The organism is Psychrobacter sp. NPDC078929 (genome assembly GCF_050267985.1).
Classification (GTDB): domain Bacteria; phylum Pseudomonadota; class Gammaproteobacteria; order Pseudomonadales; family Moraxellaceae; genus Psychrobacter.
The window spans coordinates 1-15,648 of sequence record NZ_JBNNFX010000015.1 but is presented as its reverse complement, the minus strand read 5'-3'; the positions used below and the strand labels follow the sequence as shown (position 1 = coordinate 15,648).

Annotated in this window: 13 protein-coding genes; 7 read left to right on the top strand and 6 right to left on the bottom strand. The window is 42.4% G+C overall.

Translation table 11 applies throughout. From position 1 onward, the window contains the following. Positions 1-22: 22 nt before the first annotated feature. Positions 23-820: a carboxy-S-adenosyl-L-methionine synthase CmoA gene (cmoA, locus tag ACQKCG_RS09305; RefSeq protein WP_101205307.1), complete on the bottom strand. Its 798-nt coding sequence runs from the start codon at positions 818-820 to the stop codon at positions 23-25. Positions 821-1,079: 259 nt separating this feature from the next. Here cmoA and msrA point away from each other — a divergent pair, with 259 nt between their 5' ends. From msrA to ACQKCG_RS09285, 4 genes are all read left to right on the top strand, one after another. After that, entirely contained in the window at positions 1,080-1,601 is a 522-nt protein-coding gene (gene msrA / locus ACQKCG_RS09300) for a peptide-methionine (S)-S-oxide reductase MsrA (protein WP_101205306.1), read from the top strand. Between the two features lie 163 nt (positions 1,602-1,764). After that, complete coding sequence (gene tmpT / locus ACQKCG_RS09295; RefSeq protein WP_101205305.1) at positions 1,765-2,457, top strand: thiopurine S-methyltransferase; 693 nt, start codon at positions 1,765-1,767, stop codon at positions 2,455-2,457. Between the two features lie 49 nt (positions 2,458-2,506). Further along, on the top strand, positions 2,507-3,220 hold the full coding sequence (locus ACQKCG_RS09290) for a DUF1499 domain-containing protein (RefSeq protein WP_101205304.1): 714 nt from the start codon (positions 2,507-2,509) through the stop codon (positions 3,218-3,220). 227 nt (positions 3,221-3,447) lie between these two features. After that, a complete protein-coding gene (locus ACQKCG_RS09285) occupies positions 3,448-4,908 on the top strand; it encodes a lytic murein transglycosylase (RefSeq protein WP_101205303.1) in 1,461 nt (486 codons plus the stop codon). A gap of 117 nt (positions 4,909-5,025) precedes the next feature. Here ACQKCG_RS09285 and ACQKCG_RS09280 read toward each other — a convergent pair whose 3' ends face one another. The 4 genes from ACQKCG_RS09280 to ACQKCG_RS09265 form a co-directional block, all read right to left on the bottom strand. Continuing rightward, positions 5,026-5,325 carry a hypothetical protein gene (locus ACQKCG_RS09280; RefSeq protein WP_057761845.1) on the bottom strand — a complete coding sequence of 100 codons (300 nt, stop codon included), beginning with the start codon at positions 5,323-5,325 and terminating at the stop codon, positions 5,026-5,028. A 207-nt stretch (positions 5,326-5,532) separates the two neighbouring features. After that, positions 5,533-6,540, bottom strand: coding sequence for a DUF4062 domain-containing protein (locus ACQKCG_RS09275; protein WP_101205302.1), 1,008 nt, complete (start codon positions 6,538-6,540; stop codon positions 5,533-5,535). Between the two features lie 171 nt (positions 6,541-6,711). After that, positions 6,712-7,701, bottom strand: a complete 990-nt coding sequence (gene murI, locus ACQKCG_RS09270) for a glutamate racemase (RefSeq protein WP_101205301.1) — start codon at positions 7,699-7,701, stop codon at positions 6,712-6,714. A 209-nt stretch (positions 7,702-7,910) separates the two neighbouring features. Next, positions 7,911-8,693 carry a DUF1285 domain-containing protein gene (locus ACQKCG_RS09265; RefSeq protein ID WP_101205300.1) on the bottom strand — a complete coding sequence of 261 codons (783 nt, stop codon included), beginning with the start codon at positions 8,691-8,693 and terminating at the stop codon, positions 7,911-7,913. A gap of 551 nt (positions 8,694-9,244) precedes the next feature. On the opposite strand from ACQKCG_RS09265, the gene ACQKCG_RS09260 reads away from it, so the two are divergent. Continuing rightward, positions 9,245-10,882: an electron transfer flavoprotein-ubiquinone oxidoreductase gene (locus tag ACQKCG_RS09260; protein ID WP_057762658.1), complete on the top strand. Its 1,638-nt coding sequence runs from the start codon at positions 9,245-9,247 to the stop codon at positions 10,880-10,882. A 136-nt stretch (positions 10,883-11,018) separates the two neighbouring features. Here the strand turns inward: ACQKCG_RS09260 and ACQKCG_RS09255 are convergent, their stop codons facing one another. Continuing rightward, on the bottom strand, positions 11,019-12,515 hold the full coding sequence (locus ACQKCG_RS09255) for an alanine/glycine:cation symporter family protein (RefSeq protein WP_101205299.1): 1,497 nt from the start codon (positions 12,513-12,515) through the stop codon (positions 11,019-11,021). Positions 12,516-13,289: 774 nt separating this feature from the next. Here ACQKCG_RS09255 and ACQKCG_RS09250 point away from each other — a divergent pair. Next, on the top strand, positions 13,290-13,550 hold the full coding sequence (locus tag ACQKCG_RS09250; RefSeq protein ID WP_101205298.1) for a DUF4212 domain-containing protein: 261 nt from the start codon (positions 13,290-13,292) through the stop codon (positions 13,548-13,550). A gap of 4 nt (positions 13,551-13,554) precedes the next feature. After that, on the top strand, positions 13,555-15,423 hold the full coding sequence (locus ACQKCG_RS09245) for a sodium:solute symporter family protein (RefSeq protein WP_101205297.1): 1,869 nt from the start codon (positions 13,555-13,557) through the stop codon (positions 15,421-15,423). The last annotated feature ends 225 nt before the right edge of the window (positions 15,424-15,648 follow it).

Sequence of the window (15,648 nt, the reverse complement as noted above, 5' to 3'; positions counted from 1 at the left end):
ATAACTGTGTTAAAAGTAAGGATTATTTAAACGCCACAATAGAGACGAAGTTCAAAAACTGAAACCACGTCAGATGACGTTTAAAGCCAACATCACTCAACCGTGCATGATGCTCATCTAATGTGTCAGTAATCAGCACATTTTCTAACGCATTACGCTTGCCACTGATTTCCATCTCGGTATAACCATTGGCACGTTTGAAGTCGTAATAACGCTCTACTAACCATGCATCATATTGCTCATCAAACGCATGGGTTTTTTCAGTCAGTACCAATATGCCGCCTTCACTTAATGCCGCATAAATTTTCTCTAATACTGCTACCCTATCAGCAGCTGGCAAAAATTGTAGCGTCAAGTTCAAAATCACCATATCGCACGGCGCAAGCTCAATATCGCGGATATCTGCTGTGATTACTTCGATATCGTGCTCAGGATAATTCTCACTCAGTAGCGTGGTCGCCTCGGTCGTCATCGCTGGTGATATATCAATTGCTTTAATCTGCAAGTCTTGTGGATCGAATTCACCAGCTAGCGTCATACTGGCTGCGCCCAATGAACAGCCCAAGTCATAAACACGACTAACACGCTGACCACTATCGCTCTGCTGACGATACTTGCAATGACGACGGGCAAATATGGGTAGCATAGCCAGTACCTGCCCATAACCAGGTACACTGCGACGAATCATGTCAGGGAAACAAGCCACCACTTGCTCATCAAATGAAAAGCGTGCGGCCTTATCCAGTGGCGTAGTAAACGGTTTATCAAATAGGGTGTCATGTTTGATAGCAGGCTGGGATTGACTCATGGGACGACTCATTTTTTAGAATAGAACTGAAATTAAGAATTACTTGGTGAATTTTGCTTGGTAGTTCACTTGTCATTATCAGTTGATAAAGAAGCAAGATAGCAAAAGCCCATTATAACATTACTGTTTGTTACTTATCGCCTTTGGCTTGCCTGCTAAGCTGAATAAATAGTGCCAAGGGTAATGAGACGTTTGAAAGAAGCATTGAAAAACGAGAGCATCACTACCAAATATAGCGCTTAACCCATATTTATAATAATAGGAAAAAATTATGCAAACGATCGTATTAGGTGGCGGCTGCTTCTGGTGCACCGAGTCTGTATTTTTATCGGTAAAAGGTGTGCAATCTGTCGTCTCAGGCTACATGGGCGGCGATGCTGTCTCTGCCAATTATGAAGCTGTCTGTAGTGGTACGACTGGTCATGTCGAAGTCATCAAAGTCGAATTTGATGAGTCTATCGTCCCGTTAGAAGTAATACTCGATATTTTCTTTGCTACGCATGATCCCACCACGATGGATCGTCAAGGCAATGACGTTGGTAGTCAGTATCGCAGCGTGGTCTTTTATACCGAAGACAGTCAAAAACCGACCGTTGACCGTACCATCAATAAGTTACGCGATATGGGTGTTAATGTGGTGACGGAAGTACATCCTGCCGTTGAATTTTATCAGGCAGAAGACTCACATCAAGATTTCTTCAACAGAAACCCAGGACAAGCTTACTGTAACTTTGCAATTCCACCAAAGCTTGCCAAACTGCGTAAAGAATTTAGCAAATATATGGTTAGCTAAATTGAATAAGACATTATTTATTCAAAAAGTTTCTTAGCCTAATGTTAGATACCAGCCAAACACTTATATTATAGGTGTTTGGCTTTTTATTAGTTATTCCTTTGATATATCAGATCAAGATTAGAACCTTATATATAGAAACTTGCAAATAGAGGATTGCAGCATGAACCCTGAGTTTTGGCAAAAACGTTGGCAAGAAGGTCGCATTGGATTCAATCAATCTATGGTCAATCCATTATTGATTAAATATTTCGACCACCTCAATCTAACTGCGGGTAGCCGCATTTTTGTGCCGCTTTGTGGCAAATCTATCGATATGGTTTGGTTAGCGACGCAAGGCTATGACGTGGTGGGCGTTGAGTTGGTCAAAACAGCTGTACAAGAATTCTTTGCTGAGCAAAACATCGAACCTACCGTCTATCAACAGGCAGACAATCCAGCGATTAGATACTATCAAGGCCAGTTGTCGGGACAGACCATCACTTTATGGGTCGCTGATATTTTTGCACTGACTTTTGAAGATGTTGGCTCTATTGATGCAGTATATGATAAAGCGGCATTAATCGCCCTGCCAGCCGATATGCGTGTGAAATATAGTGAGCAAGTGCGGAAACTTAGTAGCGATACCAGTAAAGCTGATGGTGCTAACAATGAAATAACACCGCAGCTTTTACTCACGCTAAATTACGATCAGCGTAAAAAGAATGGACCACCCTTCTCTATTAATGCCAACCAACTAGAGCAGTATTATAGCGCTCACTATCAAATCTGTGAGCTAGCGAATAAGCCTTCCTCTATAGGCTCTGCACCTGATATCACCGTCACAGAACATGTTTGGCTATTGAGCAATAAATAAAAACTCATGTAACCTTCAATAAGCTGCTAAATCGCAATGGAGAAAATGAATGAAAATAATAATCGGCCTAACTAGTGTAATTGCTATTCTGCTAGTCGCTCTGGCAGGCCCATTGTACAAATTTGGCGTTGTAGAATTAGGCACTGCGTTTACAGGGTTTAAATTTGGGTTATTTGCTGGTATCGCAGCATTGGTATTGTTAGCTATTCAGCTATTATTTAAACGGAATACAGCCAGTCTTGGGAGCGCATTAGCCTCAGCCGTATTTGCTATCGCTGCAATTGCTGTCCCGCTTAGCATGATGAATACGGCCAAAAATGTACCACCTATTCACGATATTTCTACCGATTTGGTGAATCCGCCTGAGTTTGTCGCGACTGCTCCACTACGTGCAGATGCGCCAAATCCCGTAGCGTACGCAGGTGCAGAAGTGGCTGAACAACAACGTACAGCCTATCCTGATTTGCAGACACTGACCTATGCTCAGTCAAAGCCTGAATTGGTTGAGGCATCCAAACAAGCCATAGAAAATTTAGGGTGGGAGCTTGTAAATGTTGATGTAGATAAAGGTATCATCGAAGCAACAGATACGACTGCTTGGTTTGGGTTTGAAGATGATGTGATCATTCGTGTGACTGACAACGATAGCGAGCGCTTAGTTGATATTCGTAGTAAGTCGCGAGTTGGACAGAGTGATTTGGGCAAAAATGCGGCACGGATTCATAGCTTTATAAAAGAGCTAGATAGTGTGCTAGCCAAATAAACAGGTTCTACCTTCTCAGAAATAGACCTCGAGTTGAAATACTGTTTAACGCTTTGCATTTTCAGCTTTATGAAATCCTCTTCTAATCTCACGGCAGCGTCAATTTATCGTAACCATTTATAACCTTGGTACTTCGACAGCTTTTCTTTACTGTTTAGATTGGTTACTCTACGTTAATATCATTTTTTGCCTTTCGATAACTATTTTAACGTTTATAGGATATTTTCATGCGTTTGACTCCTTTTTCTACTTTGTCGCTGCTTAGTGTTGCTGTCGGCATCAGCCTTGCTACTACTGCTCAAGCCGCGCAGCCGCCAGCACCTGATTTATCCAATAGCGAGTTTCAACAGTGCTTAGACAATCTAAAAAACTCTAGCAAATTTAGCGGTGTTGATAGCTATACTTTTAATAACTATCGCCCAAGCCAGCCTGATCCTAGTGTCATTCAGTCACTCAACTACCAGCCAGAGTTTCAAAAAGATGTCTGGGACTACTTATCAGCATTGGTAGACAAAGAGCGTGTCGAGGACGGTATCCGAGCCAAGCGTCAATGGGGCTCTACCCTACGTCAAATCGAATCGCGTTATGGCGTAAAAGCTGAGCATGTGCTCGGTGTCTGGGGCGTAGAGTCTAACTTTGGTCAAACGCTAGGTAAAAAGCCATTATTTGAGTCTTTAGCGACCTTATCTTGTTTCGATCGTCGTCAAAGCTACTTTCAAGGTGAGTACGCCAATGCGCTAAAAATCGTGCAAAACGGTGATATCGCACCAAATGATATGACAGGCTCATGGGCAGGTGCCTTTGGACAGACGCAGTTTATGCCAAGCACCTTTTTAGAATTGGCAGTAGATTTCGATGGTGACGGTCGTCGTGACTTGGTCAATAGCGTACCTGATGCACTCGCTTCTACAGCAAACTTCTTGGATAATCGTGGCTATCGTACTGGCGAGCCTTGGGGCTATGAAGTCAAACTACCTGATGGATTTTGGGCCGCATCTAATCGCAAAGACAAAAAATCGATAAGCCACTGGCGTGAACAAGGTCTGACATTGGCTAATGGCAGTCCGTTACCATATGACTTGAGCAGTGCAGGCTTATTATTACCTGCTGGAATGGAAGGCCCTGCTTTCTTGGTCGGTAAAAACTTTGACACTTTCTACTCTTATAATGCCTCAGAGAACTACGCGCTGGCTATCGCACACTTATCAGATCTAATCACTCGCGAAGACAGCAGCAAAACAGACTTTATCACTGCTTGGCCGACCGACGATCCTGGTATCAGCCGCCAGCAGGCCAAAGACATTCAGCAAGCGTTGTTAAACGCAGGTTATGATATCGGCGGTGTAGATGGCATCATCGGAGACAATACTCGTACTGCTATCCAGCAATACCAGACTAGTCGCGGTATTTTCCCAGCTGACGGACGCGCAGGTCAAAAATTCTATCGCGCCATCGTTGGCAATGCAGCGCCGAGTCAAACTCAATACGGCCAGCCTGCAAACAGCCAGCCCCTGAATCCTGCACCTGCCGATCGCATGGGACAATTAATTCAGCAGCAAACGACTGCTCCTAGTAGCTACTCATCTCAGCCATCAGTGAGCTCCTCAACTTCTAGCAATATACGTTATCGCCGCGTTACTGATGCCGATGGTACTATCAAACTTGTTCGTATAGACCAAGGTTCATAGTAGCAATATAAATAACGCTATTTAGACGCATCAAAAAAGCCACGCTAACGATAGCGTGGCTTTCTTATTTATATATAGTTATTAATAGAACTTATCTCATTTTCTTAAAATACCTGTCTAAACAATAGGTGGTGGCTTAGGTTGACCATTGTCGCCATTCCAATTTTCACGAGCTTTGTCATCTAGATCGGCAGCCGTTTTTGGCTCCCACTTACCATTTTCTTTCCAAGTCGCATCGCCCCAATCTTCATCTTCCGCTTTACTGTCTAAATCTTTGTAGGCCTTGCTAGGATCTATACCGCGGCGTTTCATATCTGCTACTTGCTCTTCTAACGTATGAAACTGATCAGCATCATGCATGGACTTTTCTAGACCATCAATCTCTCTTTTTAACTCGTCATTTTTAGCATTGCTCATCGTACGCTCTCCCTAATTATTAATATTATAGTTCTCATTCTAAAATAGTTAACGCTGTTAATACTGCTAACTAACTGACTTTATTATTACGGGTCTGAGGAAGATTCACAAGCATTGCACGTATGCTTTGTATTACAAAACGTAGTCGTGATGCCAAAATGGACGTTTTAGATGACTATTTTTGAACGCGCTAGCGAATAATAATTACTAGTCTTGTTTATTCGTATTTGAGGTATGACTTTGCAGTAGGTTTTTTGCGTAGAAGGTAAGCTTCCAAAGCTCTTGTGATACTCGCGTACCATAAGTCATTAGTTGTATCCAATTTGCACTGACTAGCTTACGTTGCAAATTATTGATATCAGCTTGAGAGATTTGGCAGCGTGAGACAGCATGAACGTTTGGCATCTCTTTTTTAATGTCTACTTCCGCTTTAGCGGTAATCAAACGATTGATGGCATTTTGCAAGCCATAGCTCGAAAAAGTAGACGGTATTCTCATGAGTGTCATGAGTATCTCGTGCCACGAGAGTGTGAGTGATCTGGTTACGTCCGTTAGATTGCCACCCTCATAAGCCTGAGCACTATATTGAATCTCAAAAAACTCCGTTAACTCAATTGGCTCACTAACCTTATCCGATATAAAGTCTTCTTCATCAGGACTGTTTTTCTCTACCTCGGTAGTACTAGGTAATACATCGACTGGCTTCTCATACACGACCTTTTTACTAGTAGTATCCTCTTCATCATTCGCTCTGACCCAGCCACCTACCATTTTGTTATTGGCGACGGCATTATAATGAGCCTGTACTAGCAATGGCTCAATATCTTCTTCCGTATCATAGTAATGTAGTTGATTATCTTGCTTGGTGACTAACTTAATAAATTCTTGAAGTTGTCGGCTGATGACGGCGTCTTGAGAGTGGTTTTTGACCAGAACAATTAGCGGCTTAAGCTTCGCTTTGGCATTTAGATAACTTAAGTGCATTTGGCTAACGCCGTTTTTTTGCACAGTTCCGTAGCTGTCACCAACGATCATGACTGCGTAATCACAAGAGTCAATACACTGGCGCCCATAAAAAGAGGCTTTAGATAATTTACTAGAAACATCATAGGTCAGAAATGCGCGTGCCTGAAAAAATATCGCTAAGCTGTCTAGAACCAACAACTGGTCGTTGTCAGCGCATATAATATGAATATGATAGCGACGATTCGGCACAATTACCTCTAAGCGTAGGTCGTGACATAAAAAGGATAGGATGTAAAATAGAACACAAAAATCTTGTCTTGCTCAGCCTAGCATACTCTTGGCTTGAAAAGATGCACTCAATTTATTTTAACTGAGTCAGCGTTGCATACAGCGTATTGATATCACTAGCTTTGATGATAACTAGTGAGAGTAGTATTGCAATGCCATTTCTGTACCGAGTAAGCGCTCAACTAAAGCGCATAGTCTATCACTATATTTAGTGGCGTGAAAAGTTAATGGCGGTCTAGTAATGGTATTTTTATTACTAGTTTTTTGTGACAGATTTTCTCGTTTTTCACTCATCAATGATGCAGACAAGTTGTTTGCAATCAATAGCTGTCTAACCCGTTCAGCAATCGCTTGACCAGAATCAATGACTTGTATTGATAGCTGCTGCTGCACAATCTCATCTAACAAGAATGTCTTAAAAAATGGATAATGCGTACATCCCAGCACCAACTGATCGACACCTTCATTAGCAAATACTCGTATCTGTTGACGTAATCTTTCAGCTGTCTCGTCTTGTTCTGACATACCTGCTTCTACCCAAGGAACCAATTGCGGATCAAAATACTTAGTGACTACTGTGTTATTAGGTTTAGCAAAATTGACAATGACATCGTTTAGCAAGGTGCCATTCAAAGTCGCTTTGGTTGCTAGCACCGCTACATGAGCACTCTTACTGGCCAATACTGCAGGCTTTAATGCAGGGACAAGTCCCACAATAGGTATATGTGGATAGCAGCGTCGGGCAGTATCTAGCGCATATGCTGAGGCACTGTTGCAAGCAATAACAATCAGCTTACAGCCTTGCTGATGTAACCACTCTACAGCCTTTAGCGTTAGTGCTTCAATATCTTCGCTATCACGATTACCATAAGGTACATTTAGCGTATCGGCATAATATACATAACGCTCAGTAGGCAGCTGCTGTGCTAAATGCAAATAAACAGACAAACCGCCAACACCAGAATCAAACACGCCAATGGGCGCGCTACGGTTTTTATCGCTTACAACTGTATTACCAGCATGTTTATTGACATCTACTAGATCAATAGCTTTGAGACTCTGATCAACAGATATATCGACACACGGTCTGAGTTTTTCGACTGTCTGGTTTTTGATATCCATTTTTATGCTAATGCCATTATTATATTACTCATCAATCTCATTACCCTATTAAATGCGCTATATATATTGCGTGTATGGCGTTACTCTACATCGGCTCTCTATCGACTACCTTTATACGATAATAATTTTTCAACCCAATAGATAATCAAGCGACATTATAAAATTATAGCATTCATCGGCGTACAGCAATTAATAGATAAACATAATACTTAATCAGTAGGCATCGATAACGAATAAGACTGACCACCACTCTGTAGCGTCAATATCGTCTTGCCATTGTCTTCTGATAACGCTCCAATTTCAGTTAGGTGATAAAAAGTATTACGCCCGATAAGTGCGGTTAATCCATTTCTAACTATCATGTAAGGGCGTACCTGTTCTGTAGACGCTAATTCCTGAGAATCTGCAACATCGTCAGCTGTACTCACTTGATTCGCTTGATCGCTTTCACTAAAGTCACTGTTATTAAAGTCGCTGTCATTAGAATCGCTCTTATTAGAATTATACGCCTTTAATACAATCGAATGCTCATCGTCTAAGCGAACCACATCTCCTGTCGTCGTTGTAAACTCCAACCAACTCATATCATCTTCATTGACAATACCGACATCATTAATAAGAAGTGGTGCATCTTCAACTTGGATACGGATTTTCTGTACAGGGGTCTTTAAAAAGTACTCAGTAGTGCCATTATTTTCTTCTTTCCATAGTATCGTGGCAAACAAGCTGACCAATGACTCACGGGTCATTTGACCGCCTTCATGCCACCACTCTCCGTTTGCCTTGATAGTCAAATCCATATCAGCAATATCTTCAGGATGCCATTTTTCAAGTGGTGGTATCGCACGCCCTTCGCGAGTGCCTTTCGTAGACTTAATATACTGGCTTAGTGCATCCAAATTATCTAAGCTATCTAGGCTAGAAGTCTTACTGATCGGGGCTTCCGCTATTCTTTCATTGCTGTCTTCAGTGCTGTTATTATCGTTATTCATTATTAATTCCTTTATTTAGTATTCAAAGTTTGGCTTATCTATTATTACTATAAATTTTTGTTTCAGGTATGATGAAACTTTATCGTTATAACAACCTCATTTTCTTAACATTACCTTAGCATCGATACTCATAAATGCGTATCGTGTTTGTAGGACTTTTCTTTTATAATGAGTAACGATTTTTTATTGAAATGGTCAAGTGGGTGTTGTATTGATGACACATCTTACGTTATGCGTTGATATCCTTAGATAAATTGGTATTAACCATGACGGGTCAATTGATGCCGCAAAGACAGTTTTATCGGGCAGCCATATGTCTGAGTGACGTTAGCGCCGCAAGTCTATTATTCAGTTGTTAAGCTAATGATGCCCTGAGATAAGCCACTAAAAGTTTAGGAGTAGGTATGCAAGAGCAAGACAATCAAACGCCAGTTATCGATGGTAATACTGTGAATGCTGACGCACCAGTAGCGACAGAGACCGCAACGCTAGATAAAGCAGAACCAGTCGTAGCGCCAGTTGCCGCGGAACCTGAAGTCGAACGCGAATCAATGGAGTTCGATGTCATCATCGTTGGTGGTGGACCTGCAGGTCTGTCTGCTGCCATACGTTTGCGCCAGCTCGCTATTGAAGCTGGTAATGATGAGTTTATGGTTTGTGTGGTCGAAAAAGGCTCTGAGTTTGGTGCCCATACGTTGTCTGGCGCAGTCATCGAGCCACGCGCTCTAAATGAGCTAATCCCTGACTGGAAAGAAAAAGGCGCACCGCTTAACGTGCCAGCGACAGAAGATCGTTTCTATTATTTGAACTCTGCCACACGCTCAACTAAAGTGCCTGACTCTTTGATTCCAGGTCCGATGCATAACGACGGCAACTATATTGTCTCGCTAGGTAATGTCGTTCGTTGGTTAGCCGTACAGGCAGAAGAGCTTGAAGTTATGATGTTCCCAGGCTTCCCTGCCGATGACATCTTATACAATGACGACGGTTCGGTCAGAGGTGTGTTAACGGGTGATATGGGTGTGGCCGCCAATGGTGAAGCCAAGCCAAGTTTTGAGCCTGGTTATGAGCTCCTTGCCAAATATACTATTTTTGCCGAAGGTAGCCGTGGGCATTTAGGCAAACGCTTAATCAGCCGTTTTGATCTAGATAAAGACTCTGATCCTCAGCATTATGGTATCGGTCTAAAAGAGCTATGGGAAGTTGAGCCTGAAAAGCATGAGCAAGGCGTTGTTATGCATGGTCTTGGCTGGCCATTGACTGAAACTGGCTCTACTGGTGGCTGGTGGTTATACTTTGATGAAAACAATCAAGTAAGCTTTGGTCTTGTGGCTGATTTGTCTTACCACAATCCTTACATGTCTCCATTTGATGAAATGCAGCGCTTGAAAACGCACCCTGTTATCAAAAATGTTTTAGAAGGCGGTAAGCGTATTTCTTACGGTGCACGTGCGTTGACCAAAGGTGGTCTAAACTCATTACCGAAGTTCACCTTCCCGGGTGGCGTGTTGGTAGGTGATGACGCTGGTTTCTTAAACCCAGCAAAAATCAAAGGCACGCATACCTCGATGAAGTCAGGTATGCTCGCAGCCGAAGCTATTTTTGAGGCGCTGCAAGCTGACCGTCAGCATGATGAAGTGGTTGCTTATAGCACAATGTACAAAGAGTCATGGTTGTATCAAGATAACTATGAGTCGCGCAACTTCTCACCTGCGATTCACCGTATGGGTCTGTTCATGGGCGGCGCTTTCACCTTTATCGAGCACAACTTGCTAAAAGGTAAAATGCCATTCACTTTACATGACAATATCCCAGATTACGATCAGTTGGAGCGTGCTAATCATGCTTATCAACCAACCTATCTTAAGCCTGATGGTAAGTTAGTATTTGATAAATTGTCGTCGGTATTTATCTCTAACACCAACCATGCAGAAGATCAGCCAACGCATCTAAAACTTACTGATCCAACGGTACCTATTTCAATCAACTTACCGTTGTACGCTGAGCCTGCACGTTTATACTGCCCAGCGGGTGTATACGAAGTGGTCAAAGACGCTGAAGGCGCTAAGTTTGTCATCAATGCGCAGAACTGTGTGCATTGTAAGACCTGTGATATCAAAGACCCTTCACAGAACATCACCTGGGTAACGCCAGAAGGTGGCGGTGGTCCTAACTATCCAAACATGTAAATCAGGATAATTCTGATTTGAGCTGGTACAGTTAATATCATTAAAACTGCGCTCCAATAAAAACCGCCCTTCTCTTCGTAAGAGAAAGGCGGTTTTTTAATGCTTAGAACAAGCAACTTTTACCAATCAATGCTACTTAGTCTGTCCAAGCGTCACGGTTGGCTTCATCTCTGAGTTTTACAAAGTTATCAGGATCAAACTTAATCTGATCGCCTGTTTTACCCTCTTTTACCTGACGCTCATAGTCACGTAGTATTCTTAACGCAACAGGAGACAAGAGCAAAATAGCCACTAAGTTGACCAAGGCCATTAGACCCATAGATAAGTCAGCGAAGTTCCATATAGCAGGTAGGCTAGCAACAGAGCCAATAAATACCATACCTAATACTAGGAAGCGGAAAATCATGATCATCACTTTGGCGTTTTTGGCACCAGAGATAAACTCAAGATTTGACTCACCGTAGCTGTAGTTGGCGATGATAGACGTAAATGAGAAGAAGAAAATCGCAATCGCCACAAACACCACACCTAGGTCACCGACATACTGTGATAAAGCTAGCTGAGTTAACTGAATACCTTCTTGCTCGATATTAGGATCGACCACACCAGACAAGATAATAATCGACGCCGTCGCGGTACAAATGATAAGGGTATCCATAAATACACCTAGCATCTGCATAAAACCCTGCACTGCTGGATGATCAGGATGACTCTTTGCCGTTGCTGCAGCATTCGGCGCTGAACCCATACCTGCTTCGTTAGAGAACAAACCACGTTTGATACCGTTAATCATTGCCTGCGCAATACCATAACCGATGACACCGCCTGCCGCTTGCTCAAAGCCAAATGCTGATTTTACAATCAACGCGATCGCTGCTGGGAACTGGCTGAAGTTAGTCACGATAATGAATAGCGCTAGCAGGATGTACAAGATAGCCATCACTGGTACGATTTTACCCGCGATACGAGCTACTGAGCGCAAACCACCGAATACCACTGGCGCTACCAGTACTACCAGTACCAAACCTGTCATCCACGTTGGCACACCAAAGGCTTCATTGGTCGCTTGAGCGATGGTGTTGGATTGTACGCCATTGAATGCCAAACCAAAGGCCACTAACAAACATAATGAGAAAAACACAGCGAGCCAGCGTTTGCCTAAACCTTTTTCGATGTAATAAGCTGGGCCACCGCGGTACACATTATCATTGTGCGGTACTTTGTAGGCCTGTGCTAAGGTTGACTCGATAAAGCTGGTCGACATACCGACCAGTGCCGTCATCCACATCCAGAATACAGCACCTGGTCCACCCAAATAGATGGCAATTGCCACACCTGCCAAGTTACCAGTACCAACACGCGCTGCCAGTGACGTCATCAATGCTTCAAACGAGCTAATACCACCATCTTTGCGTCCTTGGTTGGACACGCGTAGCAACTTCCACATATGACCAAAATGACGAAACTGAATAAAACGTGTCACAACGGTAAAGTAAAGACCCGCACCAATTAGTAAGAACATCAGTAATCCATACCAAGGGTTACTAGCAATTAGCCAGTCATTGTTACCCCAGATAATACCGACACCATAATTTACGATGTTATTAAACCAACCTACTATCCCTTCGTTCATATGGGCTCCTTATTAATTCTTTATACGCGTTACTTAAATTTCATATCGATATCATATTTTGATTGCTATGGACTATAGAAAGCTCTGCGCAAAATACCTGATACCAAAAAGACACGTGCATGATATAGATATTGAGCGACATGTGACCATCACGTTTACTTATCGATTTCATATAATTATTTTTAAAATAAATAATGCTTATGTTTCAGCTTATATAGAATAGATTAAGTGATAATTTAATCGCACAAATTACACGGTTGCCGTACCATTTGCGTAACGTTAGGTTTTTTAATGAATGCCAAACAAACTAATTGTTAGTAATTTAATTATTACTCATGCGCAGTAGTTTGCAATTATATTTATTAAACCGTGCTAATATAAATTCTATATCCGTTTAGCCTGTTTTACGGTTATCGAAACTATTAAGCAGTACAAGAAGCTATCAAGCTGTACAATAGGTTAGCGCGTTAAAAAGATTAAAACTCTTGTCAGGAAGACGAGATTGTTAAAAAGACACTGGATAGTCCACCCTTCTGTCTTCCTCAAGAAACGTTATTTTTGCCATTCGATGGTTTAGGTCAATACGATGCTTAAATAGTTAACTACTTTTATTTGAAGTAGAGAATTACCGAGCATTAAACGTACTATCACGCATCATCGTTTTCACTATATAAAGCAGTACCTGACTATTTTTTATACTTTTCGTGGTAAGAAATAATCGCAGTTCTTTTTATATGGTTGATATTTTTTAGGTAAGACAAAAGGAGTTGTCCTATGGAAAACCACAACGATCCATCTGGATATTGGCGCGCCAATATTCGTCTCATTCTCGGCAGCTTGGTTGTTTGGGCGCTATGCTCATATGGCTTTGGTATCTTGTTTCGTCCATTGTTAGCTGGTATCAAAATCGGTGGTACTGATCTGGGCTTTTGGTTTGCTCAGCAAGGATCCATTGGTATATTTATCATCCTAATTTTCTTTTACGCTTGGCGTATGAATAAGTTAGACAAACAATATGGCGTAGACGAGGAATAGCCCCATGAGTCAATTTGTAATTAATCTTATTTTTGTGGGTCTATCCTTCGCTCTCTATTTCGGTATCGCGATTTGGGCTCGTGCTGGTTCAACCAGTGAATTTTATGTTGCTGGTGGTGGTGTCCATCCGGTCGTTAACGGTATGGCAACAGCTGCTGACTGGATGAGTGCGGCGTCATTTATCTCAATGGCAGGTCTTATTGCTGCTAGTGGTTATGGCGCTTCTACCTATTTGATGGGTTGGACTGGCGGTTACGTTCTGCTAGCGATGCTTTTAGCGCCTTATTTACGTAAGTTCGGTAAGTTCACGGTTCCTGATTTTATCGGCGATCGTTTTTACTCAAAAACGGCTGCTATGATTGCTGTGGTCTGTTTGATTACCGCATCGACCACTTACGTTATCGGTCAGATGACCGGTGCTGGTGTTGCATTCTCGCGCTTCTTAGAAGTTGAGAGTAGTACTGGTCTTATCATTGCGGCTATTGTTGTCTTCTTCTATGCCGTACTTGGTGGTATGAAAGGGATTACCTATACGCAGGTTGCACAGTATGTGGTTCTGATGATTGCCTATACTATTCCTGCTGTCTTTATTTCACTTGAGTTGACCGGTAACCCGATTCCAGGCCTTGGTTTGTTTTCAAACCATGTCGAGTCAGGTGTCCCTATTTTGACTAAGCTTAACCAAGTTGTGACTGACTTAGGATTTGCCTCTTATACGGCTGATGTTCCTAACAAGCTAAACATGGTGCTATTTACCTTGACGCTAATGATCGGTACAGCAGGTCTACCACACGTTATCATTCGTTTTTTCACTGTACCTAAAGTGGCTGATGCACGTTGGACAGCAGGTTGGACACTGGTATTTATCTCGCTACTATACTTTACTGCTCCAGCAGTAGGTGCTATGGCTCGTCTAAACCTAATTGACACCGTTTACCCACAAGGGGTTGCAGAAGCGCCTCTAGAATATGATCAACGTCCAGACTGGATGATGACATGGGAAGAAACAGGTCTTATCAAGTATAACGATCTAAACAATGATGGTCGTATTCAGTTGTACAGTGATAGTGGGTTAGGTGCTGCTCAGATCGCCCTCAATACTGCTCAAACTGACGGTGGCGATGTTGCTGCAGCAACTGCAGCGGTAGAAACCGCTCGTATTGCACATGATGCAGAGCTTGATGGTCGTTTTGCTAACGCTGGATGGGCAGGTAACGAGCTTGATGTTAACGCTGATATCTTAGTTCTAGCGAATCCAGAAATTGCACAGCTTCCACCATGGGTTATTGGTCTGATTGCTGCAGGTGGTTTGGCAGCAGCACTATCAACCGCTGCAGGCCTACTGCTCGCAATTTCATCAGCCATCAGTCATGACTTGATCAAACGTAACTTAAACCCAAATATCACTGATAAACAAGAGCTAAAATATGCTCGTATCACTATGGGTGTGGCGATTGTAGTAGCAACTTACTTAGGTATGAATCCGCCAGGGTTTGCCGCACAGGTCGTAGCACTGGCCTTCGGTATTGCTGCCTCTTCATTGTTCCCTGTGTTAATGATGGGTATTTTCTCTAAACGCATCAACAATCTTGGCGCTATTGCAGGTATGTTGACTGGTTTAATAGTCGTTCTTGTCTATATCTTTATGTTCAAAGGTTGGTTCTTCATCAGTGGTACAGCGAACTTCCCTGATACTGAAGAGTACTGGTTATTTGGTATCTCACCACTATCATTTGGTGCAGTTGGTGCATTGCTTAACTTCATCGTAGCATTCGCTGTATCTTATGCTACTGCGCCACCACCAGCACATATTCAAGAGCTGGTTGAGAGCGTACGTTCTCCACGTGGCGCTGGCGGTGCGGTCGACCACTAAGCTCACAACTGAGGATATATCTTCTGTTACTATATATCACTCACAGGCAGTAGCTGCTTGTGGGTGATTTTTTTATCCTATAGCTATAATAACTAAATTTTAGATTTTTACTTTATCTAAGAGGTTCAATTAGGGCGTGTCTTCAATTGGATAAGCCCTAAATAATAGTTACAATACCGCATCTATTGAGTCGATGCGAGAAATACAAGTTATGGCAAGAAAAGC